This is a genomic window from Virgibacillus ainsalahensis (genome assembly GCF_055380755.1).
In genome coordinates, this window is the sequence record NZ_AP043943.1 from 44,464 (window position 1) to 70,094 (window position 25,631).

Annotated in this window: 23 protein-coding genes; 18 read left to right on the forward strand and 5 right to left on the reverse strand. The window is 43.5% G+C overall.

Annotated features, from left to right (window positions below):
* Positions 1–74: 74 nt before the first annotated feature.
* Positions 75–1,046 carry a phosphate acetyltransferase gene (gene pta, locus ACZ427_RS00205; protein ID WP_461177204.1) on the forward strand — a complete coding sequence of 324 codons (972 nt, stop codon included), beginning with the start codon at positions 75–77 and terminating at the stop codon, positions 1,044–1,046.
* Between the two features lie 80 nt (positions 1,047–1,126).
* Entirely contained in the window at positions 1,127–1,402 is a 276-nt protein-coding gene (locus ACZ427_RS00210; protein ID WP_461177203.1) for a hypothetical protein, read from the forward strand.
* Between the two features lie 14 nt (positions 1,403–1,416).
* Here ACZ427_RS00210 and ACZ427_RS00215 read toward each other — a convergent pair whose 3' ends face one another.
* The gene (locus ACZ427_RS00215) at positions 1,417–2,268 is read right to left on the reverse strand and encodes a lipoate--protein ligase family protein (RefSeq protein WP_461177202.1); all 852 of its coding nucleotides are present in this window, start codon (positions 2,266–2,268) and stop codon (positions 1,417–1,419) included.
* A 100-nt stretch (positions 2,269–2,368) separates the two neighbouring features.
* Between ACZ427_RS00215 and ACZ427_RS00220 the strand changes: the two genes are divergently transcribed.
* From ACZ427_RS00220 to ACZ427_RS00230, 3 genes are all read left to right on the forward strand, one after another.
* A complete protein-coding gene (locus ACZ427_RS00220; RefSeq protein ID WP_461177201.1) occupies positions 2,369–3,688 on the forward strand; it encodes an HD domain-containing protein in 1,320 nt (439 codons plus the stop codon).
* Positions 3,678–4,172 (forward strand): YwgA family protein, encoded by a 495-nt coding sequence (locus ACZ427_RS00225; RefSeq protein WP_461177200.1) that lies wholly within the window; start codon positions 3,678–3,680, stop codon positions 4,170–4,172. Before ACZ427_RS00220 ends, ACZ427_RS00225 begins: the two co-directional genes overlap by 11 nt.
* 62 nt (positions 4,173–4,234) lie before the next feature.
* Positions 4,235–4,753 (forward strand): YwhD family protein, encoded by a 519-nt coding sequence (locus ACZ427_RS00230; protein ID WP_461177199.1) that lies wholly within the window; start codon positions 4,235–4,237, stop codon positions 4,751–4,753.
* Positions 4,754–5,015: 262 nt separating this feature from the next.
* Here ACZ427_RS00230 and ACZ427_RS00235 read toward each other — a convergent pair whose 3' ends face one another.
* From ACZ427_RS00235 to ACZ427_RS00250, 4 genes are all read right to left on the reverse strand, one after another.
* Complete coding sequence (locus ACZ427_RS00235) at positions 5,016–5,333, reverse strand: hypothetical protein (protein WP_461177198.1); 318 nt, start codon at positions 5,331–5,333, stop codon at positions 5,016–5,018.
* 9 nt (positions 5,334–5,342) lie between these two features.
* Positions 5,343–5,519, reverse strand: a complete 177-nt coding sequence (locus ACZ427_RS00240) for a hypothetical protein (RefSeq protein ID WP_461177197.1) — start codon at positions 5,517–5,519, stop codon at positions 5,343–5,345.
* 295 nt (positions 5,520–5,814) lie between these two features.
* Positions 5,815–6,009, reverse strand: coding sequence for a hypothetical protein (locus tag ACZ427_RS00245; RefSeq protein ID WP_461177196.1), 195 nt, complete (start codon positions 6,007–6,009; stop codon positions 5,815–5,817).
* A 3-nt stretch (positions 6,010–6,012) separates the two neighbouring features.
* Complete coding sequence (locus ACZ427_RS00250) at positions 6,013–8,034, reverse strand: transglycosylase domain-containing protein (protein ID WP_461177195.1); 2,022 nt, start codon at positions 8,032–8,034, stop codon at positions 6,013–6,015.
* Between the two features lie 229 nt (positions 8,035–8,263).
* Between ACZ427_RS00250 and ACZ427_RS00255 the strand changes: the two genes are divergently transcribed.
* From ACZ427_RS00255 to ACZ427_RS00315, 13 genes are all read left to right on the forward strand, one after another.
* Positions 8,264–8,704: a YwiB family protein gene (locus ACZ427_RS00255; protein WP_461177194.1), complete on the forward strand. Its 441-nt coding sequence runs from the start codon at positions 8,264–8,266 to the stop codon at positions 8,702–8,704.
* A complete protein-coding gene (gene argS / locus ACZ427_RS00260) occupies positions 8,701–10,371 on the forward strand; it encodes an arginine--tRNA ligase (protein WP_461177193.1) in 1,671 nt (556 codons plus the stop codon). The genes ACZ427_RS00255 and argS overlap by 4 nt, the downstream gene beginning before the upstream one ends.
* Positions 10,372–10,721: 350 nt before the next feature.
* Positions 10,722–12,830, forward strand: a complete 2,109-nt coding sequence (locus ACZ427_RS00265; RefSeq protein WP_461177192.1) for a (Fe-S)-binding protein — start codon at positions 10,722–10,724, stop codon at positions 12,828–12,830.
* Positions 12,831–12,984: 154 nt separating this feature from the next.
* Complete coding sequence (locus ACZ427_RS00270) at positions 12,985–14,172, forward strand: acetyl-CoA C-acetyltransferase (RefSeq protein WP_461177191.1); 1,188 nt, start codon at positions 12,985–12,987, stop codon at positions 14,170–14,172.
* Between the two features lie 112 nt (positions 14,173–14,284).
* The gene (locus tag ACZ427_RS00275; protein ID WP_464883489.1) at positions 14,285–14,539 is read left to right on the forward strand and encodes a hypothetical protein; all 255 of its coding nucleotides are present in this window, start codon (positions 14,285–14,287) and stop codon (positions 14,537–14,539) included.
* 47 nt (positions 14,540–14,586) lie between these two features.
* On the forward strand, positions 14,587–15,438 hold the full coding sequence (locus ACZ427_RS00280; protein ID WP_461177189.1) for a 3-hydroxybutyryl-CoA dehydrogenase: 852 nt from the start codon (positions 14,587–14,589) through the stop codon (positions 15,436–15,438).
* Between the two features lie 25 nt (positions 15,439–15,463).
* Positions 15,464–16,600, forward strand: a complete 1,137-nt coding sequence (locus ACZ427_RS00285; RefSeq protein WP_461177188.1) for an acyl-CoA dehydrogenase — start codon at positions 15,464–15,466, stop codon at positions 16,598–16,600.
* Positions 16,601–16,615: 15 nt separating this feature from the next.
* Positions 16,616–17,755, forward strand: a complete 1,140-nt coding sequence (locus tag ACZ427_RS00290) for an acyl-CoA dehydrogenase (RefSeq protein ID WP_461177187.1) — start codon at positions 16,616–16,618, stop codon at positions 17,753–17,755.
* A gap of 191 nt (positions 17,756–17,946) precedes the next feature.
* Entirely contained in the window at positions 17,947–18,891 is a 945-nt protein-coding gene (gene meaB / locus ACZ427_RS00295; RefSeq protein ID WP_461177186.1) for a methylmalonyl Co-A mutase-associated GTPase MeaB, read from the forward strand.
* The gene (locus tag ACZ427_RS00300) at positions 18,888–19,526 is read left to right on the forward strand and encodes a TetR/AcrR family transcriptional regulator (RefSeq protein WP_461177185.1); all 639 of its coding nucleotides are present in this window, start codon (positions 18,888–18,890) and stop codon (positions 19,524–19,526) included. The genes meaB and ACZ427_RS00300 overlap by 4 nt, the downstream gene beginning before the upstream one ends.
* 23 nt (positions 19,527–19,549) lie before the next feature.
* Positions 19,550–22,792, forward strand: a complete 3,243-nt coding sequence (gene icmF / locus ACZ427_RS00305) for a fused isobutyryl-CoA mutase/GTPase IcmF (RefSeq protein WP_461177184.1) — start codon at positions 19,550–19,552, stop codon at positions 22,790–22,792.
* A gap of 550 nt (positions 22,793–23,342) precedes the next feature.
* Complete coding sequence (rpoE, locus tag ACZ427_RS00310; RefSeq protein WP_461177183.1) at positions 23,343–23,828, forward strand: DNA-directed RNA polymerase subunit delta; 486 nt, start codon at positions 23,343–23,345, stop codon at positions 23,826–23,828.
* A 190-nt stretch (positions 23,829–24,018) separates the two neighbouring features.
* Positions 24,019–25,368, forward strand: coding sequence for an ISLre2 family transposase (locus tag ACZ427_RS00315; protein ID WP_461180035.1), 1,350 nt, complete (start codon positions 24,019–24,021; stop codon positions 25,366–25,368).
* The last annotated feature ends 263 nt before the right edge of the window (positions 25,369–25,631 follow it).

Sequence of the window (25,631 nt, forward strand, 5' to 3'; positions counted from 1 at the left end):
TGTCAGATTTGATTTCTTTCCTTCCGGTGAAAAGTGATTTATGATGAAATAGAGTGAATTAGGAGGAATGTGAAATGAGTAACTTGTTTGATGAATTGAAAGCAAAAGTGGAGTCAAAATATAAAACAATCGTATTTCCTGAAGGGTTAGATGAGCGGATTTTGACGGCAGCAAGCCAATTGGGTGCAGCAGGAATTTTAAAACCACTTTTGATTGGCGAAAAATCCGCAATTAAGCAAAAAGCGGAACATGTTGGTGTCGACATTTCTACTTCTAAAATAATTGATCCAAACAGCTTTGAAGAGTTTGATCTGATGGTGGAAACGTTTGTGGAGCGCCGCAAAGGAAAGGCAACAGCAGAAGATGCAAGAAAAATCCTTCTGGATGAAAACTATTTTGGAACCATGCTTGTCTATATGAATCAAGCTGATGGGCTTGTAAGTGGTGCAGTCCATTCAACAGCTGATACCGTACGTCCGGCATTACAGATTATTAAGACAAAGGAAGGAATAAAAAAGACTTCCGGTGTCTTCATCATGGTTCGCGACGATGAAAAATATGTTTTCGCAGATTGTGCGATCAACATTACGCCTGAAGCCCAGGATCTTGCGGAAATTGCCGCAGAAAGTGCTGTGACGGGTAAATTATTCGGTGTTGACCCGCGCATTGCCATGTTAAGCTTCTCCACGAAAGGCTCTGCCAAATCACCGGAAACGGAAAAAGTGACAGAGGCATTGCAAATTGCTAAAGAAAAGGATCCATCTCTTATTATAGATGGGGAATTCCAGTTTGATGCAGCATTTGTTCCGAGTGTAGCTGAAAAAAAGGCTCCAGAATCAGTGTTGAAAGGGAATGCGAATACATTCATCTTTCCAAGTCTGGAAGCGGGGAATATTGGATACAAAATCGCCCAGCGCCTGGGAGGATTTGAAGCAGTAGGTCCTGTTCTTCAAGGGCTGAATGCACCGGTTAATGACCTGTCACGCGGATGTACTGCTGATGATGTATTCAAATTAGCATTGATTACAGCAGTTCAATCAGATTAATATATAGAAAAGAAAGCCTGAAGCGGAGATAATTCTTCGCGCCAGGCTTTTTTAGTTTGGGAGACAGGTAGTGGAGCCTCTTGGCCGAGTGGTCTGAGCGGTTTCAGGCGATAATTGCAGACATTCGGTCGATGATTCAGCACATTCGATCGATAATCATAAACATTAAGGCGATGCGGAACTGCAACAGGGCGATGATGGCAGAGCAACAGGCGATGTCCGGTATATTACGGCTGATGTTTTCTAAGAAAAAGGCGATACTTCAGCGCAGGGCATCTCCAGGCACAGGTATAAAGGTGTTACTTCAACCCCGAGCGTCACCAGTCGAGGCTCACATCGCCCAACACTGCACCTGACGTTTTCCAAAAGGTCACTGCATCTCCGCAATCTCTTTATTACGCTGTTTCATGTGCAGGTAACGTTTTTCATATGTGGCCAACTCATCTTCAGAAAAATCATCCAGTACAATCTCTTCACTGAAATCATCCAGTGCAGCATGAACGCGCTCTTTCATGTCGGCCACTGTTAATTTTTGACCCAATAAATCGGAAAGGGAGGCCATCACTTCCGGTTTCACCTCTGGAAAGAAAAATTTCGTTTCCTCATTTTTTTTACTAAGCCGATAAAATTCACGAATTAGAGAAGCGCGTTCATAACTGTTACCCTCTACATCCAAATAAATTTGCACAGCTGCTCCATCCTTGATGCGTCGTTGGGATATTCCGGCAAATTTCTTCCCACGAATGCTTAGATCATAATCACCAGGGCAGTAGGAACCGGTGATTTCATATGCTTCGATCTCATCCGTCAAATCACGCAGCATATATTGTACCAGGCTCACCATCGCCTCATAGCAGTCATGAATGGAAATGTTTTTGACACCTGGGAGGATGAGGGAAATATTCAGAACACCTTCATCCAATGCGACTGCAAGCCCGCCCGAGTTACGCACAACGACATGATAACCATGATCGGCGAGATGCGCAACACCCTCTTCAATATAGGGAAGCCGGGCGTCAGGAATGCCGAGGACAATTGTGTTCGGATGTACCCAAAGGCGGATGGCGGGCACGGAGTGATTATTACTGACGGATAATGCTAATGCATCATCTACCGCAAAAGACGTTATTGCGGTATAGGCTTCATGGTTAAAAATTTTTTTTGTGGAATGGTCGATATATCGAAACGTCGTGTGGCTGACGATTTCTTTCCAGTTTTTCATTGCTGACACCTCTGTATTTCATGTATATAACTCTTTTTTCCTTCGTCCACTTATTATATACTAATATCAAATCGTCGAAAAGAAACGGGTTGAAAAATAGATGGCATATAAAGACGAACAACTGAATGAAGAAAAGGTGTTTAAAGATCCCGTGCACAGATATGTCCACGTAAAGGACAGGGTCATTTGGGATCTGATAGCTGCACCAGAATTCCAGCGTCTGCGCCGGATTAAGCAGCTTGGAACAACGAATTACACCTTTCACGGAGCAGAGCACAGTCGTTTTAACCACTCTCTCGGGGTCTATGAGATTGTCCGGCGGATTATCTATAACTTCCAGAACCGCCCGAACTGGAACAACGATGAGCGTCTGCTTTGCTTATGTGCGGCATTGCTGCATGATCTTGGTCATGGACCGTTTTCTCATTCCTTTGAGAAAGTATTTCGGTTGGACCATGAACATTTTACACAAGCAATCATACTTGGTGACACCCGGATAAACAAAATTCTGGAAGCTGCAGAACAGGGATTTGCCAGAAAGGTTGCGGATGTTATTGCGAAAACCTATGAGAATAAACTGGTCGTGAGTTTGATTTCAAGTCAGATTGACGCGGATCGCATGGATTATTTACAGCGGGATGCGTATTTCACAGGTGTCAGCTATGGCCATTTCGATATGGAAAGAATCCTGCGTGTCATGCGTCCGATGGAAGATCAGGTTGTAATAAAGTCCACCGGGATGCATGCGGTGGAAGATTATATTATGAGCCGTTATCAGATGTACTGGCAGGTTTATTTTCATCCTGTAACGCGAAGTGCAGAAGTGATTTTATCGAAAATCTTGCATCGCGCAAAATTCCTTTATGAAACGGGTGATTTCACTTTTAAACTCGAGCCGACACATTTTGTTTCTTTCTTTGAAGGAAATGTTGATTTGGGTGAATATTTGAAGCTGGATGAGGGTATCGTTCATTATTATTTCCAGGCTTGGCAGGAAGAAGAGGATGAGATTCTGCGTGACTTGTGCGAACGGTTTATGAATCGCCGCCTATTTAAATACATTGAATTTAATCCGAATCTGCAGATGAATGAATGGATGGAGTTGTATCAACTGTTTCAAGACGCTGATATTGACCCTGAATATTATCTGGTTGTCGATTCTTCTTCTGATTTACCGTATGATTTTTACCGGCCTGGTGAGGAAGAAGAGCGTCTGCCCATCCATTTGCAAATGCCTGACAAAAGTTTAAAAGAGCTTTCCAGGCATTCCGATATTGTCGAAGCGATATCTGGGAAAAAGCGTACCGACCATAAGCTTTATTTTCCGATGGATCTATTGGAATCGCTGGATGATGTACCTGCAAAAAAACGTATTTATGAAATTTTATATGGTCAGGGAGAGATAGAAGATGTTGACTAATCATGCAAGGTTGATGGAGTTTTTTTCTATTGCGGATGAAGTTACCGGACGAAAAAAACTGCAAAAAATGATTTATATCCTGCAAAAATGTAATACAGGATTTGAAGAGAAATATGAGTTTCATTTTTATGGGCCGTACTCCGAGGAATTGACATTGCGCACAGAAGAACTCTGTAATCTTGGTTTTGTGAAGGAAGTAAAAGAAAATAAAGGAAATTATTCGCAATATCGCTATACAATTACGGAGGACGGCAGGCAATTTCTAAAGCAGTTTTCCATCGAGATGCCAGATATTTCCGGACGGGTAGAAGAGATGAAAGCAAAAAGCTCCCGTTTTCTTGAACTTGTTTCAACACTCATGTATTTCGATTACCTGCCGATTGAAGAAAATATTGAAAAAGTGCATACAGTCAAACCAAAACAGAAATATACGGATGAGGAATTTCAAGAGGCATTGAGCTTTATTGAGCGGATGAAGCACTAGACGGGAAATGAAATATTCACCTATGCTACAATGGGGGCAAAGAATGATAAGGAGGACATATAATGAGTTCAGATCAATCTCCAAATAAAAAGAAAAATTCATTTACCATCATAAAAGATGATTCCACTGATGGTCACGGTGGCTATGGTGGCGGTTCAATCAGCCTGGAAAACATGTCACCCGTTATCGTGGATACAACTGAAAACAAAGCATATGTAGATATGGGTGCGATGCATGCACGCAGTGACATCGAACGCCGGGTGAAAATATTACCAAACCGTGAGGAAGTACCAAATGGAAAGCTATACTGGATTGTCTGGGTGAATGTGGAGCCCGGAGAGAATGGGCCATATTACGGAGGAGTTGCCGGAAGCGAAATTCGTATCGACCGGTCGATTAAACGTGCATATAAATCCATGCCACAGCATGTCACACATATGGAAAAATCACTAAAAGGTAAAATAGTTGTTGAGCATATGGATGAACATTCCAAGAAATTACTGAAGGATTTCCTTGTCGAATTTAATGAGGAAATGTGGAATAACTCCAAAGATGAATTAAAAGACGCACTTCCTGAGTAGTGAACATTCTGTGTCTGAATTATGAATATTGATCTAAAATGTTGTACTTTCTAACGGAAATTTGTAAAATATGTATACATGGGCTAACTCATGTATTACTAGGACAAAAAAGAAGCCGACAATCAGGTAAATGGACTTACCTTGATTGTTGGCCTCTTTTTTTTCGAGCGGGTGAGCGATTGAATCGAATGAGTCTCAGCCAAAATCGAGCGAGGAGCATTCTAGGAGTACAGTTATCAGACCAGTGAGCATCGCCCGAATTTTAGCAAACATCGCCCCCAGGCCAGTGCATCACCCGAATCACAGCAAACATCACCCCCAGGCCAGTGAGCATCACCCGAATCTCAGCAACCATCACCCCCAGGCCAGTGTGCATCGCCCGAATCTCGAGAAACATCGTCCTCGAAGGAGTGAGTCCCCTCAGGCCAGCGAGCATCGCCCGAATCTCAGCAACCATCACCCCCAGGCCAGCGAGCATCGCCCGAATCTCGAGAAACATCGTCCTCGAAGGAGTGAGTCCCCTCAGGCCAGTGAGCATCGCCCGAATCTCAGCAACCATCACCCCCAGGCCAGCGAGCATCGCCCGAATCTAATGTAACATCGCCGTCGAGGAAGGGCTCATCGCCCGAATCATGTGAAACATCGCCCTCGAAGAAGTGAACATCGCCTGAATCTCGAGAAACATCGTCCTCGAAGGAGTGAGTCCCCTCAGGCCAGTGAGCATCGCCCGAATCTCAGCAACCATCACCCCCAGGCCAGCGAGCATCGCCCGAATCTAATGTAACATCGTCGTCGAGGAAGAACTTATCACCCGAATTATGTGAAACATCGCCGTCGAAGAAGTGAGCATCGCCTGAATCTCGAGAAACATCGTCCTCGAAGAAGTGAGTCTTCTCAGGCCGTGAGCATCGCTTGAATCTCAGCAACCATCACCCCCAGGCCAGTGGGCATCGCCTGAATCTCGAGAACCATCGCTCTCGAAGAAGTGAGCCCCTCAGGCCAGTGGGCATCGCTCGAATCTCAGCAACCATCACCCCCAGGCCAGTGGGCATCACCCGAATCTAACGTAACATCGCCGTCGAGAAAGAGCTCATCGTCCGAATCATGTGAAACATCGCCGTCGAAGAAGTGAACATCGCCTGAATCTCGAGAAACATCGCCCTCGATGAAGTGAGTCTTCCCAGGCCAGTGAACATCACCCGAATCTTCTCAACCATCGCTCTCAACCTCATCCCAAACAGAACGACTTCATCCAACCGCTAAAAAAATATATCAAACCATCGCTCAAAAATTCCCCGTTCGTCTCCGGATTCGTCCATATGGTAGTGGTCGGAACAATAGGTTTCAGGTTCGGTCCCGGCTTCAAAATACATTACCCTTCTTGCTTCACAATAAGGGGTTGCCCGCTCTCCTGTTGCTGGGTCGATGGGTACGCCTACAACGCCGTTTGGTATATCGAATGCTTCTTGCTCTTTGCCGGCATGTGCTTTTTCCATAAAGCCTGCCCATATCTCTTTGGCATAACCGGTTTCTGCTACTACTTCCATGGAGCGATTATCGTCATACCCGATCCATATGCCAGTTACAATTGATGGACTGTATCCCATCATCCAGCTGTCAGAATTCGTTGTTCCCGTTTTCCCTGCATAGATATGGGATAAATCATCTGAAATTGTAGAGCCGGTAACAGCCATATATCCATCCAACTCCCTGTCAAAAATTCCTGTCATTAAATGGGTTAGAATAAACGCTTTTTTTGGATCAATTACTGTTTCACCATCTGTATGATCTTTTTCGTAAACTGTTTTTCCATCCTTGTCGACAATTTTTTCAATTGTATAACTTTCGACTTGCTGTCCGCCGTTTGCCAGAATTGCATAACCACGTACCATTTCTTCCACGGAAACAGCAGCAGTGCCCAGCGCTAGGGAAGGTACTGCCGGCAAATCACTGGTAAAGCCGAAATCTCTTGCTGTATCCACTAAATTTTCGGCTCCCAGAAACATATTTGTTTTCACCGCATATACGTTATCAGACAATGCAATCGCCTGGGCTAATGAGATTGGTTTGTTTGCATAATAATCATTAAAATTACTTGGCTGATACACGTTTCCTTCCTCCACATCGAATTCGGTTGGTTTGCTCATCAGCATGGTGGAGGGGGTGTAGCCATTGGCAAGCGCCGCATAGTATAAAAATGGTTTAAAGGCAGATCCGGGCATTCGTTTTGCCGCAGTGGCACGGTTAAACGGACTTTGTTCATAATCCCTTCCCCCGGCTACAGCAAGAATTCCTCCGGTGTGGGGGTCCATTACCATTGCTCCGGTCTCCACCTCGCTTTCCGCATTTATTGTGGTCTTTATTTCATTCTCGAGCTTCTTCTGATGATCGATGTGCAATGTCGTATGTATCTGGTATCCCCCTGATCTTACCTGTTCCGTATCCAATTGCAGAATTTCGGCAGCTTCCTGTAAAGCGGTATCTTGAAAATGAGGGCCGATTTTTTCATTTACACGCTCATCCGTATCGGCATAAAGCAATTCCTCGTTTACTGCCAGTTTGTATTCCTCCTGTGTGATTTCCTTTTCCTCCAGCATAACCTTCAGGATTTGTTCCTGACGGTTCTTTGCATTGTTTTCATCATTTAGTGGAGAATAATACGTAGGGCCTTTGGGAATTCCTGCAAGCATGGCAGATTCAGCCAATGTTAGTTCACTGGCAGATTTATTAAAGAAATGATTGCTTGCTGCTTCGATTCCATAGGCTCCATGCCCGTAATAAATCGTGTTTAAATAACCTTCCAGAATCTCGTCCTTCGAATAAAACATTTCCAGTCGAACGGTGTAAAAAGCTTCTTTCAATTTTCGACTCCATGTTTTTTCATGTGACAGATATAAGTTACGTGCATATTGCTGGGTTAATGTGCTGGCTCCTTCTTTTAGCGACATTGTCCGGATATCCTTCCAAATTGCTCCGGCAATCCGCTTGAAATCAAATCCAATATGCTCATAGAAATGCTGATCCTCAATCAGCAGTGTTGCATGAAGCACATCCGTATCAATATTCTCCAAATCCACCCAGTACCTGTTCTCCAACCCGCTCTCTTCGCCAATGGCTTCCCCGGATTGGCTGTAATACACTGTGTTTTGCTGGTTTGTTAAGGGTGGCGGTCCAAGAAGAAAGCTGATAAAATATATGCCTATAACAAAAGAGATAAGCAAAAGAACTCCACTTATCGCCACCTTAATAAAAAATTTATTTTTCGATAATCGCTTTCCCATCCGTATTAGCTCCAATATAGTCCTGAGTTATCTACATTATGGGAAAAGATAGGAAGAAATAAACACAGGTTTTCTAACTGGTATGTTCGAAAACCGGCATATCACCTCGGTATGCAGAATGAAAGTCTATTGTTTTTCCCTCTGCTGAAAAAACATTTCGATTGATATTGCTATTAACCTGCAATTATCGCTATAATGATACAATACCATTCGAAGTAGAGGCGATGTTATGGGTTCATTACAAAAAAACGTTTCGGTGGAACTCCGCACCATCATTGATGATAATGGACAAATGGAGTACAGCACCGTAAAAGAACGGGGAGAATTTTACCAGCGGGGGAAACGCGATGTGGTTATCTTTGAGGAAAAGATAGACGAACAAGCTGTTACCGACAATTTAATCACAATCCAACCGGAAAAAGTAAGCATTAAACGTACTGGGATGGTTTCCATGAATCAGCAGTTCAATACGAACCGGACAACGGAAAATGTATATCACCATCCGCATGGTACGATACATATGGAAACACGAACGGATGATATTTTCTATCAGTCCATCAAGAAAGCAGAGAAAGGATATTTGAAAATTTCCTATCATGTGAAGCTTAATGGACAGGAAGAACGGAAACATCAATTGGAATTAATTATTACGGAGGAGGGTACAGAATGAATGTCCTGGCACAAACCGAGGATACGTTAAAACAGGAAATTGCCGCTTCTGTCGTGCGGGCACGTCTCGCAGGTGAAGAAGAGTTGCCGCAAATTATTCTGGAAAAGCCGAAAGAAAAAGCACATGGTGATTTTGCCTCAAATATTGCAATGCAACTTGCCCGGATTGCCAAAAAAGCACCAAGGAAGATTGCGGAGGAAATAGTGGAGAATCTGGATCAAACAGGTGCATCGATTGAAAAAGTCGAAATCGCCGGACCAGGATTCATCAACTTTTTTATGAAAAATGATTTTCTTGGCGAAATTATCCCGACGATTTTACAAGCCGGAAAAGACTATGGGCAAACAGATGCAGGAAAAGGGGAGCGGGTGCAAGTAGAGTTTGTTTCTGTGAACCCAACTGGAAAACTTCATCTTGGGCACGCCCGGGGAGCAGCCTTCGGGGATGTATTATGCAATGTATTTGAAAAGGCAGGATATAAAGTCGAACGGGAATATTATATTAATGATGCCGGAAGCCAGGTCGATAATCTCGCTTTGTCGGTGGAAGCACGTTATCTGCAAGCACTTGGCAAGGATGCTGACATGCCTGAAGATGGCTACCGTGGAGAAGATATTGCCGAGATTGGCAGGTCATTGAGCAAGGAATATGGTGACAAGTGGGCCACAGGGGAGAAGGAAGCACGTCTGGAATTCTTTAAGGAATACGGTTTGAAACATGCACTTGGAAACATTGAAAAGGATCTCGCTGATTTCGGTGTCCATTTTGATAACTGGTTTTCTGAAAGGTCTCTGTACAAAGAAGATAAAATCTCTGAAGCAGTGGAGACACTTGCAAAAGGAAACTATATCTATGAAAAAGATGGGGCTACATGGTTCCGCTCGACAGATCTGGGTGATGATAAAGATCGTGTATTAATCAAGCAGGACGGAAACTACACCTATTTGACACCGGATATTGCCTATCATAAGAATAAGCTGGATCGTGGTTTCAATAAGATCATCAATGTATGGGGTTCTGATCATCATGGCTACATCGCGAGAATGCGTGCAGCTATCCAGGCACTCGGCTACGAAGTGGAAAAATTTGATGTGAAGATTATTCAAATGGTTAACCTGTTTGAACAGGGTGAAAAATTGAAAATGAGTAAACGTGCAGGAAATGCCGTTTCATTGCGTGATTTCATGGATGAAATTGGAATTGATGCGGTACGTTATTTCTTTGTTGCCCGCTCCAATGACTCCCAGCTGGATTTTGATATGGATCTTGCCCGTTCTGAGTCTAATGATAATCCTGTCTATTATGTCCAATATGCGCATGCACGTATTTGTACAATGATGAAACAGGCAGAGAGCAAGGGATTTGCAACAGAAGGAGATTTTGATGCCACGCTGCTCACTTCGGAGAAGGAAGTCGATCTTTTGAAGAAACTTGGCGAACTTCCACAAGTAGTTACAGAAACTGCCCAGAAGCAAACGCCACAGAAGGTAACAAATTATCTATTTGATCTGGCATCACTGCTGCATAGTTTTTATAATGCGGAAAAAGTGCTGGACAAAGATAATGAACAACTGACAGCAGCAAGAATTGCACTAATGAAGGCTGTCCGTATTACATTGGCAAATGCACTTGGACTGATTGGAATAACCGCACCGGAAAAAATGTAATTATATCCAAGCACCAAACGATGCGAAAAGGGCCTTAAACAAAGAAAGCTGCTTTTCTAGGTTTTCATCCTAGAAAAGCAGCTTATATTTTCAAATGAGAGAAATAGCAATTATCATATTTTACTGAAAATGACTTGACTGAATAATCATTCATATTTATAGTAGAGATATATAATTTTCAAAAGAAGAAGTTTATCCTTGAAAATGTAATCGCTAACACTTTTGGGGAAAACAGGTTATTAGGAAACTTGGCTTTTACCATGCCTTTATGGTAGAAGTCTCAGCCTGAACGAATGCAGTAAGATAGTTTTATATTTTATAAACTGCGAAAAAAAGGGGGAGCGGGAAAAGTGGATACATTTTTACTGGTTAATTGGATTGCATTTATAGCAATAACCGTATATGGGATTTATTTATTTGCCAAAATTGTGGCGACAAGAGTCTCCTATATTAAACTCGGCAGGAAATCTGAGTTTGATAAAGACATCAAGTTACGTATGAAAAGGGTAGGAAAGATAGTTTTCGGACAATCCAAACTATTGAAGGATAAAAAGTCTGGGACCATCCATGTGATGATGTTTTACGGATTTATCCTTGTCCAATTTGGGGCAATCGATATGTTTGTAAAAGGGCTGTCACCCGGAAATCATTTACCGTTTGGCCTTTTCTATCCCGGATTTGTATTTTTCCAGGAACTGGTTACATTAACGATTCTTGTAGCAGTAGCCTGGGCGTTTTACCGTCGCTATATGGAAAAGCTGGTCCGGTTGAAACGGGGATTCAAGGCAGGTTTAGTGTTATTGTTCATTGGAACATTGATGCTCTCCGTTTTATTCGGGAATGGAATGGCACAAATCTGGCATGGGCATGAGACAACATGGACAGAACCTGTTGCCAGTTTAGTGGCAATAGTGTTTGGCTGGCTGTCTCCAGCAGCTGCAATGGTATTGTTCTATGTTGCCTGGTGGGTACATACGATTACGATTCTGACCTTCCTTGTATACGTACCACAGTCAAAGCATGCTCACTTAATCGCTGCACCAATCAATGTTTTCCTGAGTAAGCGTGTGCCAGGGAAATTGAAGAAAATTGATTTTGACATCGATGAAGCTGAAGAGGAAAATGAAGAGGATATTTCCTTTGGTGTTGGGAAAGTGGAAGATTTTGAACAACATCAAATGATTGATTTTTATGCATGTGTGGAATGCGGGCGTTGTACAGATGTCTGTCCGGCGGCAGGCACAGGGAAAATGTTATCTCCAATGGACATTATGATTAAAGCCCGTGATCATTTGACGGAAAAAGGTGCAGCAATTACCGGAAAATCCGCATGGGTGCCTTCATTCGCTTTTTCTGGAACAACTGGAAATCAGGCCAGTGCTGGAAATGAAGCGGCAGCAACGGTCCAAAGTGCAAGCCTAATTGGTGATGTCATCACAGCGGAGGAGCTTTCCGGTTGTACGACATGCCGTAACTGTGAAGATGCCTGTCCGGTGAATAATGAGCATGTAGGAACAATTATTGACATGCGCCGTTACCTTGTCATGACAGAAGGAAAAATGGATCAGGAACAGCAACGTGCGGTAATGAACATCGAACGTCAGGGAAATCCATGGGGGCTTTCGAAAAAAGACCGTATCAAATGGCGTGATATTGATGAATCTGTTTACATTCCGACCGTAAAAGAATTGAAAAAAGAAGATAAGGACTTCGAATATCTTTTCTGGGTAAGCTCAATGGGAGCATATGACAGCCGCAGCCAAAAGATTGCTATCGCTTTTGCGAAATTGATGAATCAAGCTGGCGTGAAATTTGCGATTCTCGGAAATAAAGAGGCAAATTCTGGAGATACGGCACGTCGTATCGGAAATGAATTCCTTTTCCAGGAGATTGCCGAGAAAAATATTAAGGAATTTGAGAAAAACGATGTGACAAAGATTGTGACAATCGATCCGCATGCCTATAATATTTTCAAAAATGAATACCCTGATTTTGGCTATGAAGCGGAAGTTTATCATCATACACAATTGCTGTTTGATTTGGTGATGAATGGTAAACTGAAACCAGAAGGATCTATTAATGAAAGACTGACATATCATGATTCCTGTTATCTAGGAAGATATAATGGTGTCTATGATCCGCCAAGAGAAATCCTGAATGCAATACCGGGTCTGGAACTAGTAGAAATGAAACGAAGCAAAGAGAATGGTATGTGCTGTGGTGCTGGAGGCGGACTGATGTGGTCAGAAGAACAAACAGGCAACCGTATCAATGTGGCCCGGACAGAACAGGCAATGGATGTGGAACCATCCATGATTTCAAGCGCCTGCCCATTCTGTCTGACGATGTTAAGTGATGGGACAAAAGCAAAAGATGTGGATGAAGATATCAGTACGATGGATGTTGCAGAAATACTTGCATTATCCGTATTTACAGAGAATGAAGAGAAAACAGCTTAACCAATTAGGAGAGAGGTTCACCATTGCCTCTCTCTTTTTGAAAAGGTAAACTTGAGCGAGCGTTCAATCACACTATTATTTTATTCGTCATTTATAGATTAATAGTTTATAATAGCCATAAGAAAGCGCTGTCATTTTAAGGAGGATATATTTTATGAGAAAAACTGTAATTGTCTCAGGTGCACGCACACCATTTGGGAAATTTGGAGGAGCATTAAAGCCATTTACGGCATCACAGCTTGGAGGCAAAGCGATAGAAGAAGCGTTAAATCGTGCCGGTCTTGATGGTGAGCAAATTGATGAAGTGATTATGGGGAATGTTCTGCAGGGAGGACAGGGGCAGATTCCTTCACGACAGGCGGCAAGAGAAGCTAAAATTCCATGGGATGTTAAAACGGAAACGATTAATAAAGTATGTGCCTCCGGTCTTCGTAGTGTCACACTGGCAGATCAGCTCATTCGCCTTGGAGATGAAGAGGTGATCGTTGCGGGTGGAATGGAAAGTATGAGCAATGCTCCTTATTTCCTTCCTGATGCAAGGTGGGGAAATCGTATGGGAGACAAAAAAGTTGTCGACATGATGGTACATGATGGGCTGACCTGTTCTTTTGCAGGGGTGCATATGGGAACTTACGGAAACTCAACCGCAAAAGAATATGAGTTAACGAGGGAATCCCAGGATGAATGGTCCTATCGTAGTCATCAACGTGCAGTGCAGGCAATCGAAGCAGGAAAATTTGCAGAGGAAATCGTCGCCATGGAAGTTCCACAGCGCAAAGGTGACCCCGTGGTAGTGGATACGGATGAAGCACCGAGAAAGGATACCTCCATCGAAACACTGGCAAAATTACGACCGGCTTTTGATAAGGACGGCACAATCACTGCCGGAAATGCTCCTGGAGTCAATGATGGGGCATGTGCATTTGTAGTCATGTCTGATGAAAAGGCGAAAGACCTTGGCAAAACACCTATGGCTACAGTGCTTGGTCATGCAGAAGTTGCCGTAGAGGCGAAGGATTTCCCACAAACACCTGGACTTGTAATCAATAAATTGCTGGAAAAAACAGGCTACAACAAAGATGATATTGATTTATTTGAAATCAATGAAGCATTTGCAGCCGTTTCCCTGGCAAGTGGAAAAATTGCTGGAATTGATAAGGAAAAAGTGAATGTTAACGGAGGAGCGGTGGCACTCGGTCACCCAATCGGTGCAAGTGGTGCACGGATTATATTAACACTGGTTCACGAACTAAAACGACAAGGCGGTGGACTGGGAATCGCAGCAATCTGCAGTGGCGGTGGTCAAGGTGACGCGGTGCTGATTGAGGTGCCGAAGCGTTAAAGGTAGTTTGGGAAAGTTATGGGGGTGCTTGGGATAGTTCGGGCGGTGCGCGCGTAGTTTCGGTTGATGACTCGATGGATTCGGTTGAAGCGCGAGGTCTCGAGGTCGATGATTGCGAGATTCGGTCGATGAGGACAGTCTTGGGGGCGATGATTTCCGAGATTCGATCGATGATGGCATTCTCGGGGTCGATGATTGGCGAGATTCGGTCGAAGCGCGTGGTCTCGCGGGCGATGATTCCCGAGATTCAGTCGAAGCACGCATTCACGAGGACGATGATTCCCGACATTCGGTCGAAGCGCGCATTCACGGGGTCGATGTTTTACAAGATTCGGCCGACCTCCCAACTTCCGTCCAAGCAAAATAAACAACGTGGTTCAAACGATTATTTCAAATAAAGGAGGAACACACCCAATGGCAATAAGCAAAGTAATGGTAGTCGGAGCAGGTCAAATGGGGGCAGGTATTGCCCAGGTCTTTGCACAGTCTGGTTTTGAGGTTTTATTAAATGATGTGAAGGAAGAAGCGTTGGATACTGGCATGAAGCGCATCGAAAAGTTGCTGACCCGTTCTGTGGAAAAGGAGCGAATAACCGATAGAGAAAAATCGGATTCGATCAATCGAGTAAAACCATCAACACATTTGAAAGATGCTCAGAGTTGTGACCTGGTGATTGAAGCAATTGTGGAGAAGATGGAAGTTAAGACAAGTGTATTCAGTGATTTGGATGCATTTGCACCAAAGCATGCGGTTCTGGCCTCGAACACATCATCCCTTCCAATAACAGAAATTGCAGCAGCAACGAAGCGGCCGGAACAAGTGATTGGCATGCATTTTATGAATCCGGTTCCTGTTATGAAACTTGTAGAAATCATCCGCGGGCTGCAGACGAATGATGAAACATACGAGGCGGTTGAATCAGTAGCAAAGCAATTAAGTAAAACACCAGTCGAAGTAAAGGACTTTCCGGGATTTGTTTCCAACCGTGTGCTTATGCCGATGATTAACGAAGCGATTTACACAGTGTATGAAGGTGTGGCATCACCAAAGGATATTGACACCGTTATGCAGCTTGGCACCAATCATCCGATGGGCCCGCTGACATTGGCTGACTTTATCGGATTGGATACATGTCTTTATATTATGGAAGTCCTGCACGATGGATTCGGTGACAGCAAATACCGCCCATGCCCGCTGCTGAGACAATATGTAAAAGCTGGGTGGCTCGGAAAGAAATCCGGCAGAGGTTTTTACCAATATAGTTAACAAGCAAGAGAGAGGAAGACACCCTATGAATATGAATTTCACAGAAGAGCAGGAAATGATGCGTAAAATGGTCCGTGACTTTGCCCACAAAGAAGTGACAAAAGCAATAGATCGGATGGAAACAGAGGATCGGTTTCCGGAAGAGATTATCCGGAAGATGGGAGAGCTTGGTTTAATGGGAATCCCAATTCCTGAAGAATATGGCGGGAGCGGGATGGACTACACTTCCTATATTATTGCGATAAATGAGCTTGCTAAAGTAAGTGCGACAGTGGGAGTTATTCTATCTGTACACACATCTGTCGGCACGAATCCAATTTTACATTTCGGCACGGAAGAACAAAAGAGACATTATCTGCCAAAGCTTGCTTCAGGAGAATACCTGGGTGCTTTCGCTGTAACCGAGCCTGGAGCGGGATCGGATGTTTCCAGTATGAAGACAACTGCAAAAAAGGACGGAAATCATTATATATTAAATGGTTCCAAGGTGTTTATCACTAACGGCGGCATGGCTGATACGTATATAACGTTTGCCCGTACAGGTGAAGGGGCGAAAGGGATCAGTGCATTTATCATCGAAAAAAATACCCCGGGACTTGTCGTCGGAAAGAACGAAAAGAAAATGGGCCTGCATGGATCAAGCACTGTCCAATTAAATTTTGACCAATGTAAGGTGCCCGCTTCACAGCTGCTTGGCAGTGAAGGGGATGGATTCAGAATCGCATTGGCAAATCTAAATGCCGGACGTATCGGTATCGCGGCACAAGCACTCGGTATCGGTGAAGCGGCACTGGAGTATGCTGTAAACTATGCAAAGGAACGGGAACAATTCGGAAAGCCTATCGCTAAAAACCAGGGGATATCATTTAAGCTGGCAGATATGGCAACAGAAGTCGAAGCAGCAAAACTATTAGTCTATAATGTTGCCATGATGGTTGAACGGGAAATTCCGTGTGGAAAAGAAGCATCCATGGCAAAGATGTATGCATCCAAAACAGCGATGAGAGCGGCAATTGAAGCGGTGCAGGTCTATGGAGGCTACGGCTATACACAAGATTATCCGGTTGAGCGTCTTTTCCGTGATGCAAAAGTTACTGAAATCTATGAAGGTACAAATGAAATTCAACATATGGTCATTGCAAAAAATCTACTTAATGAATAAGGGGAGTCATAATCAATGAATTTTCAGCTTACCGAAGAACAGGAAATGTTGCGTAAAATGATTCGCGATTTTGCTACAAAAGATGTGGAGCCAACAGCGGCTGAACGTGACGAGGAAGAGCGGTTTGACAGAGAGATTTTTGATAAAATGGCTGAACTTGGACTGACTGGCATTCCCTGGCCGGAGGAGTATGGCGGGATTGGCTCAGACTTTGTCAGCTATTGCATTGCGGTTGAGGAACTATCCCGTGTCTGTGCATCTACAGGGGTAACGCTCTCCGCACATCTATCCCTTGCAAGCTGGCCAATTTATACGTATGGAAATGAGGAACAGAAGAAAAACTTTCTATACCGTCTGGCAACAGGTGAAGCACTTGGTGCATATGCATTATCGGAACCAGGTGCAGGCAGTGATGCCGCTTCGATGAAAACAACGGCAAGTAAAGATGGCGACAATTATGTGTTAAATGGCAGCAAGGTATGGATCACCAACGGCGGTGTTGCTGACATCTATCTTGTATTTGCGAAAACAGAAGCTGATGCAAAACATAAGGGAATAAGTGCATTTATCGTTGAAAAAGGGACCGATGGCTTCACGTTCGGGAAGAAGGAAAAGAAACTTGGCATTCGTTCATCACCTACAACGGAATTAATTTTTGAAAACTGCCGAATTCCAAAGGAAAATATGCTCGGCGCAGAAGGTGATGGCTTTAAAATTGCTATGACTACATTGGACGGCGGGCGCAATGGAATCGCAGCACAGGCGCTTGGAATTGCACAGGGAGCACTGGATGCAGCGGTGGATTATGCAAAAGAACGGGAGCAATTTGGTAAGCCGATTGCTGCCAATCAGGGAATTTCCTTTAAATTGGCAGACATGGCAACAGATGTAGAAGCAGCTCGTCTGTTAACCTATCAGGCTGCCTGGCTGGAATCAAAAGGGCAGCCATACGGTAAGGCATCAGCAATGTCAAAAGTATTCGCCGGGGATGCAGCAATGCGCATTACCGTAGAAGCGGTGCAGGTATTTGGCGGCTACGGTTACACGAAGGACTACCCGGTGGAACGTTATATGCGTGATGCAAAAATCACTCAAATCTATGAAGGAACAAATGAAATTCAACGGCTTGTCATTGGACGCATGCTGACAAAATAGGGTTTTCGCTTACAGTGGATTCCGAGCGAGGGATCGGTCAATTCGAGCCCAGAGTGTTACCATAGCTAGCGGCAGGGCATCGAAATCGAGTGACCATACCGCAGATTCCAGCAACCGCCACATCAAATCAAGCGTCTACACAGCCACACTGTTCATACCAATCGAACGGATTAGGAGAAAGGATGTACCCCATGCATGATATCGTTGAACGGATAAAAAAACAGGACATACGGGCATTGGCACGCGCAATTACGATGGTAGAAAATGACCACCCGGAAAAACTTCAGATGCTTAGTGATATTTTTTCACTGAAAAAACATGCGCGCTATGTTGGGATAACTGGATCACCGGGGGCTGGAAAAAGTTCACTCGTCAATCGCCTGATTACACATATACGTAATGAAGGTAAAACGGTGGCAGTCATTGCGGTTGATCCGACGAGTCCGTTCAGCGGGGGAGCGCTACTCGGGGATCGTGTCCGCATGAATGAACATTTTACAGATGAAGGTGTTTATATACGAAGTATGGCAACACGCGGTAGTCTGGGAGGTCTTGCCAGGGCAACAAAGGATGCAATCCGGATATGTGATGCCTACGGGTTTGATGTCGTCATTGTAGAGACGGTAGGTGTCGGCCAGTCGGAGCTCGATGTCATGAAAATCGTTGATACAACAGCTGTAGTCCTTACACCGAATAGTGGAGATGTGCTACAGATATTTAAAGCAGGTATTATGGAAATTGCTGATCTATTTGTCATCAATAAAGCCGATCTTCCAGGGTTTGGTAAATTAAAAGCCCTGCTGAAAGAGCTTGTCATGATGACATCAACCGAGAATCACATCACCGCAATTGTTAAAGCGATAACGACAGAGAATAAGGGAATCGACAAGCTGTGGGATAAAATCAAAGAACATCACGACTATTTATACAGCACGGAAGAAGGGAAAAAGCGGCGCACAGAACAGCAGGAGTTGGAAGTGTATGAGCTTATCCGTGAAGAAATCTGGCGTGATGTTCGGCATTTCATTGAGAATGAGGAGGATCTTCCGGCAATTCAAGCAGATAGTGACCCTTATAAACTGGCCATTGAATGGTTTGAAAAATGGAAAAAGGAAGGAAGTGCCACAGACAAATGAAAAATGATAAAGTCCTTTCTTCCGTAAAAGATCAGGAACTCATCGAAAAACGGCGCAGTCAAATGATTCAAGGAGCAATCACCCTTATTAAAGAAAAGGGTTTTCATCGTACAACCACAAGAGAAATCGCAAAAGAATCCGGCTTTAGTATCGGTACATTGTATGAGTATATCCGTACAAAAGAGGATGTGCTTTTTCTTGTTGTAGATTCTATCCATCATCAAGTCCGTGAACGTTTGGAAGAAAAACTCGATATACAGCAGGCCTCGGTTGAAAATTTCATTTTGGTAATCGAGTCCTATTTCCAATTAATGGATGACATGCAGGAGGAAGTACTCATTCTGTACCAGGAAGTGAAATCACTGAAAAAAGAAGCGAGGGATTATGTGCTCAATCGGGAACGGGACATGGTGAAGATACTTGAGCGTGCGCTAGTAACTTTACTGCCGTATGAGGTTTCCAAACAGGATGCGGAACTTCTGTCCAATAATATTCTTGTCCAGGGGCAGATGTGGGGATTCCGGCGTTGGGTGCTGCAGGGGAAATTTACGCTACAAGAATATACTGACATGCAGGTCCGTTATCTTTTGAAAAGCTTGGATATTGATGATAAACACACCGGTGAAGTAATTTAATAGATGAAAAAAGGAGTGTAAAGATGGAGAAGGTTGATATTTACCGGCCGAAGAATCCGGTCCGTTTTGTAACAGCTTCGAGTCTTTTTGATGGGCATGATGCCTCTATTAATATTATGCGCAGAATCATGCAGGCGAGTGGAGCAGAGGTGATTCATTTAGGACATAACCGCTCAGTGGAAGAAGTCGTCCATGCAGCAATTCAGGAGGATGTGCAGGGAATCGCTATCTCCTCTTACCAGGGCGGACATGTCGAATATTTTAAATATATGGTAGATTTATTAAAGGAGTTTGGAGCAGAACATATTAAGATCGTTGGCGGAGGTGGCGGTACCATCTTGCCACGAGAGATCAAGGAACTTCATGATTACGGGGTCACGTGGATATTTTCCCCGGAAGATGGTAGGAAATACGGATTGCAGGGCATGATCAACCGTATCCTTGAAAAATGTGACTTTATTCCATCAATAGATGTAGAAAAAGATCAGGCACAGCTTCTCAAAGGTGAACGCAGGGCAATCGCCAAATTTATTACGTACATGGAAAATGATGAAGTTGCATCAGATGAAAAGGAAACCGTCTTAAAGACATTGCAGGAAAAAGGAAACAAGGATACACCAGTGCTTGGCATTACCGGAACCGGGGGAGCTGGGAAGAGTTCGCTAACGGATGAGTTGATTCGGAGATTTATCAATGAAATTCCTGACAAAAAAGTAGCGATTATCTCGATCGATCCAACGAAAAGGAAAACAGGTGGTGCATTGCTCGGGGACCGTATCCGTATGAATGCGATTTTTACAGATCGTGTCTATATGCGTTCCCTGGCTACCCGTGATTCACGAGATGAATTATCTAAAGCGATTCAGGACGTAATTGATGTTGTCCGTGCTTCGGGCTATGATTTCATTATTGTGGAAACGAGTGGTATCGGGCAGGGAAATGCGGCGATTACGGATGTGACGAACTTATCCATGTATGTCATGACAGCTGAATTCGGTGCACCATCACAGCTGGAAAAAATTGATATGATTGATTTTGCTGATTTCATTGTCATCAATAAATTTGAGCAAAAAGGCTCGGAGGATGCCCTGAATCAGGTTCGAAAACAATATGAACGTAGTCATATGCTGTTTCATCAGGATAAGGAGAAATTTCCGGTGTTTGGAACGATTGCCAGCCAGTTTAATGATGCCGGTACCAATGCATTATTTGCCTCACTTGTCGATACACTAAATGAAAAATTTGCCTGGGAAAACGAGATTGGCTTTGATCGTAATATCATTGCTGAAAAGCAGAATATGATCATTACGAATGAACGACGGCATTATTTGCGGGAAATTGCCCAGCATGTACGCGGCTATCATGAAAACACTAAGAACCAGAGTGCCATTGCAAGAAAGCTGTATCAGCTGGAAGGTGCGAAAGAGGCAATTAGTGATGAACATGCGGCAGAAACAATTGACCAAACAATTGAGCAATATAACGAACAGCTCGAACTAAAAGCAAAAAAGCTGCTTGATGCATGGGATGAAACGAAAGAGCGCTACAGCCAGGATGAAATGACTTTTACTATACGTGATAAAGAAATTAATATGGATATTATGACAGAATCTATATCTGGAACAAAGATTCCGAAAGTAGCTTTTCCCAAATTCGAAGACTGGGGTGAACGCCTCACCTGGCTGTTAAAGGAAAATGTGCCGGGTGCATTCCCATTTACAGCAGGCGTTTTTCCATTCAAACGAAAAGGAGAGGACCCTACCCGTCAGTTTGCGGGAGAAGGAACCCCAGAACGCACAAATCGACGGTTTCACTATTTATCAAAAGATGAAGATGCAAAACGGCTTTCCACTGCATTCGACTCTGTTACATTGTATGGAGAGGACCCTGCGCCACGCCCGGATATTTACGGGAAGGTTGGGGAAAGTGGTGTAAACATTTGTACATTGGAAGACATGAAGAAACTGTATGACGGATTCGACCTGACAAGTCCCAACACATCGGTTTCCATGACGATCAATGGACCGGCACCAATTATTCTGGCGATGTTTTTCAATACAGCAATCGATCAGCAACTGACCAGGTTCAAGGAAGAAAATGGCCGCGAACCGAGTGTCGGAGAATATGAAAAAATGAAAGATGAAACGATAGCGGTTGTAAGGGGAACCGTCCAGGCGGATATTTTAAAAGAGGATCAGGGGCAAAACACATGCATCTTCTCTACGGAATTTGCATTGCGCATGATGGGTGATATTCAGCAATATTTTATCGATAAAAATGTACGAAATTACTATTCTGTATCCATCTCCGGCTACCATATTGCTGAAGCGGGGGCGAATCCGATTACGCAACTTGCCTTTACACTGGCAAACGGATTCACCTATGTGGAGTATTATTTGAGCAGAGGGATGGATGTAAATAAATTCGCCCAAAACCTGTCGTTCTTCTTCTCAAACGGACTAGATCCGGAATATACCGTGATCGGCCGGGTAGCAAGACGCATTTGGGCAGTGACGATGCGTGATAAATATGGTGCAAATGAACGCAGCCAGAAACTGAAATACCATGTCCAGACTTCAGGACGATCCCTGCATGCACAGGAAATTCAGTTCAATGATATACGTACGACATTACAGGCACTTCTGGCCATTCAGGATAACACGAATTCCCTGCATACGAACTCCTATGATGAGGCTATCACAACACCGACAGAGGAATCCGTCCGACGTGCGATGGCCATTCAGATGATTATCAATAAGGAATTTGGTCTGGTGAAAAATGAAAACTCCCTGCAAGGATCATTTATTGTTGATGAACTGACAGACCTGGTGGAGGAAGCCGTCCTGCAGGAATTTGAAAAAATGAATGACCGTGGCGGGGTGCTTGGTGCTATGGAACGCCAATACCAGCGCGGTAAAATTCAGGAAGAGTCCCTTTACTATGAAGGGAAAAAACATTCCGGAGAGTTACCAATTGTTGGGGTGAACACATACATGAACCCAACACCTCCAAATGAAGAGGACATTGACTCGATGGAACTGGCAAGGTCATCGAAAGAGGAAAAGGAACATCAAATCAGTGAACTGCATAAATTCCAGGAAGTAAATGCAGACAAGATAGAAGAAGCACTTAATCGCTTAAAACAAGTTGCTGCATCGAATGGAAACATCTTTGCAGAACTAATGGAAACCGTCAAAACAGCCAGCCTCGGCCAAATCACAAACGCACTCTACGAAGTAGGCGGACAATACAGAAGGAATATGTAGGAAGAAAAGCGCAGGCGACTGGTCAGAAACGGACGCATAAGCAAGGAACCGCAAAGTGCGTGTTTTTTCGCACTTGGAGTGTTCATTGCTTATGACGGCAGTTTCTAGGAGCCGGAGCTAGACAGGAAGAAAAGCGCAGGCGACTGGTCAGAAACGGACGCATAAGCAAGGAACCGCAGAGTACGTGGTGCATGGATAGAGGAAGGCCGACTAAAACCGGCACGTCCTATGCCAACGCCGGCATGACCTGCATCCTGCAGGCCCGAGTGTTCATTGCTTACGTCACGAGTCGCTAGCCCGGAAAGCTAGACAGGAAGAAAAGCGCAGGCGACTGGTCAGAAAAGCGGAAGTGGCTGATTAGGCAGATTTCACATGTAAAACGAAGGCTTTCCCGGTAGAGCCTTCGTTTTCAATTTCCTTTCTCTGGCATAAAGCCTTGAAATTGGTTTATAATGTAAGGTATGATTTATACCATAACAAATTTGAATATGAGGATATGAATGATCAGGCATGAAAGCCTTAAATATATCAGTAAAGGGAGTGCTTTACCGTGAGCTTAAAGGAATACAGCCATGAAGAACTTAAATCGATGCCAATGCTTGAATTGACAAGTGCCATTTTATGGAATGAAAAAAAAGCAATGAATTTCCATGATCTCTTTTCAAAGGTCGCTGAGCACAAAGACTATTCGGATGCAGATAAGGAAGCAAACATTGCACAGTTTTATACGGACATGAATGTGGACGGCCGGTTTATGACGGTCGGTTCCAATCTTTGGGGACTGAAACGCTGGTATCCAGTGGAACAGATGGATGAAGAAGTAGCTGATGCTCCAAAGAAAAAGAAGAAAAAGAAAGCTGCACCAAAAAAGAAAAAAGAATTGCCACCGGAAGAGGAAGAGTTGGACATTGTCGATGAAGACATTGAAGAAATGGTGGATGATTACGAAGAGGTAAAAGAACTGGGCGAAGAAGAAGAGGAGCCAGATGCAGAGCTGGATGAAGAAGAAGTATTGGATGATGAAAAAAATAAATAAAGTTAGAGTAAAATGTTTATGGGAGAACATATACCTCGTTTTTGGTGTTGAAGTCGTAAGACTTCAACACCAAAAATGAGGCCAGCAAGCGGAGCGCGATAGTAGTTGAAAAGCATTTTGAATGAAAAAAAGGACCTTCTTTTATATAGTTAAGTCTTCGACAACAACAACTATAGAAAGAGGTCCTCAAATGAAAGATATCATATCTACGCTAACAATGAAAGAATTAGAACAAATTACATACCGTGCTTTACAGGAAAGTTTTTCTCAGCTGATGGCAAAAACCCTTAAGGAATTAGATGAGGCGATTGCTTTAGGAAGAGATAAGCAAAGATTTTATTTAAAGGATAAAAGAACATTAAAGTTCGAATCTGTTTTTGGTCAGGTGGAACTGAAAAGAAATTACTATAAGGATAAAAAAACTGGAAAGTACGTCTATTTACTGGACCAATATTTGGCTTTTGATGGTACGAAGGGTATGAGTCCAGTGGTGCAGGATTTAGCTATTGAACTAGCTGTGACAGGTGTTTCCTATCGACAGGCTGGTAAAGCCATGGAGAAGCTTTTGGGCTACCCTGTAATCAGTCATGAAGGTATACGCCAACAGCTTTTGAATACGGAGGTAGTTCCGGAAGAATCAGTACCACTTGAAAATGATGTTGTATTTGTGGAGGTTGACGGGCTTTACACAAAAAGTCAGGAGAAAAACAAAAAAGGTAGGGAAATCAAGATTGCCAGTGTGCACCAGGGCTGGGAAATGAATGGCAAGCGAGCAAAGCTAGTTGAAAAGCGCCATTTCATTCATGAAGGGAAACTCCCGTTTTGGGAGGAATTTGAACAGTATTTAATGACGACTTTCGAGTATGATCCAACCAAGCACCATCTCGTTATTAACGGTGATGGAGCGAAGTGGATTACAGCCTGCCGGGATTATTTCCAGCACAACGCAACTTTTGTCATTGATCGTTTTCATGTTGCCCGGGATGTGCAGCGTTTATTTCGGGATCATTCCAGGTATCGTTCCATCCGAAAGAAGCTAGCAAAATATGACTGGGAAGGTTTCATGGTGGAGTTAAATAGCGCTGTGGGGACGCTTGATAATGAAAAGAAAGAAGAGCGATTGGAAGCGTTAATAGCGCAGCTTTCCCAATATCCGGAAGCACTGGGAGATTACCGTGAAAAATTAAAAGGAAAAGGCATAGACACAACAGGATTCCGTCCAATGGGAAGTGCAGAAGGTACAATGAGTTTTTTCGCTAGACGGCTTAAAAATGGGCGTAGTTGGAGTAATAAAGGACTTGATAAATTCATTGATATCATGGTCGCTTTGAAAGATAAACTGGAGATTAAGACGCTACATGGAATACTTGATCAGACGCAGGAATTAACACAGGAAAACAAAGAAGAAAAGCCACCTAAACACTTTGTAGAGAAGCTGAAGGATAGCGCTGCAGAAGCAACTCGGAACAACTTGGGTTATTTAAAACAGGCTCTTGGAAAACCAGTTACAGCTGCTTTAAAAGGGTTGCGAGGAATTTAAAAAAGTAAAAAAGTGTTAACGGACGGAGAGATATAAAACTGAAATCGCTACCAAAATTGGAGCTAAAACCATATAAAATAAGGGACTTTAAAAATCTCCCACAAATACTTGACTCGATCATAAATAAAGGGCAGCTTGACTTTTTTTAGCCGTATAAGTACAATTCTACTTGGGCTCTTTAATTCAAATTTACCAAAGCGTTTCCCCAAACAAATGGGGAGGCGCTTTTATTATTTTCATAGTATAAGTTGATAAAATTAACA

Bases quoted from the DNA above. Each gene is read 5' to 3' on its own strand.
- ACZ427_RS00225 (WP_461177200.1), top strand. From the start codon at position 3,678: ATGTTGACTAATCATGCAAGGTTGATGGAGTTTTTTTCTATTGCGGAT.
- ACZ427_RS00215 (WP_461177202.1), bottom strand. From the start codon at position 2,268: ATGAAAAACTGGAAAGAAATCGTCAGCCACACGACGTTTCGATATATC.
- meaB (WP_461177186.1), top strand. From the start codon at position 17,947: ATGCATGATATCGTTGAACGGATAAAAAAACAGGACATACGGGCATTG.
- ACZ427_RS00290 (WP_461177187.1), top strand. From the start codon at position 16,616: ATGAATTTTCAGCTTACCGAAGAACAGGAAATGTTGCGTAAAATGATT.
- ACZ427_RS00315 (WP_461180035.1), top strand. From the start codon at position 24,019: ATGAAAGATATCATATCTACGCTAACAATGAAAGAATTAGAACAAATT.
- ACZ427_RS00240 (WP_461177197.1), bottom strand. From the start codon at position 5,519: ATGCTCGCTGGCCTGGGGGTGATGGTTGCTGAGATTCGGGCGATGCTC.
- ACZ427_RS00220 (WP_461177201.1), top strand. From the start codon at position 2,369: ATGGCATATAAAGACGAACAACTGAATGAAGAAAAGGTGTTTAAAGAT.
- ACZ427_RS00270 (WP_461177191.1), top strand. From the start codon at position 12,985: ATGAGAAAAACTGTAATTGTCTCAGGTGCACGCACACCATTTGGGAAA.
- ACZ427_RS00300 (WP_461177185.1), top strand. From the start codon at position 18,888: ATGAAAAATGATAAAGTCCTTTCTTCCGTAAAAGATCAGGAACTCATC.
- pta (WP_461177204.1), top strand. From the start codon at position 75: ATGAGTAACTTGTTTGATGAATTGAAAGCAAAAGTGGAGTCAAAATAT.
- icmF (WP_461177184.1), top strand. From the start codon at position 19,550: ATGGAGAAGGTTGATATTTACCGGCCGAAGAATCCGGTCCGTTTTGTA.
- ACZ427_RS00285 (WP_461177188.1), top strand. From the start codon at position 15,464: ATGAATATGAATTTCACAGAAGAGCAGGAAATGATGCGTAAAATGGTC.
- ACZ427_RS00280 (WP_461177189.1), top strand. From the start codon at position 14,587: ATGGCAATAAGCAAAGTAATGGTAGTCGGAGCAGGTCAAATGGGGGCA.
- ACZ427_RS00230 (WP_461177199.1), top strand. From the start codon at position 4,235: ATGAGTTCAGATCAATCTCCAAATAAAAAGAAAAATTCATTTACCATC.
- ACZ427_RS00255 (WP_461177194.1), top strand. From the start codon at position 8,264: ATGGGTTCATTACAAAAAAACGTTTCGGTGGAACTCCGCACCATCATT.
- ACZ427_RS00250 (WP_461177195.1), bottom strand. From the start codon at position 8,034: ATGGGAAAGCGATTATCGAAAAATAAATTTTTTATTAAGGTGGCGATA.
- argS (WP_461177193.1), top strand. From the start codon at position 8,701: ATGAATGTCCTGGCACAAACCGAGGATACGTTAAAACAGGAAATTGCC.
- ACZ427_RS00235 (WP_461177198.1), bottom strand. From the start codon at position 5,333: ATGCTCGCTGGCCTGGGGGTGATGGTTGCTGAGATTCGGGCGATGCTC.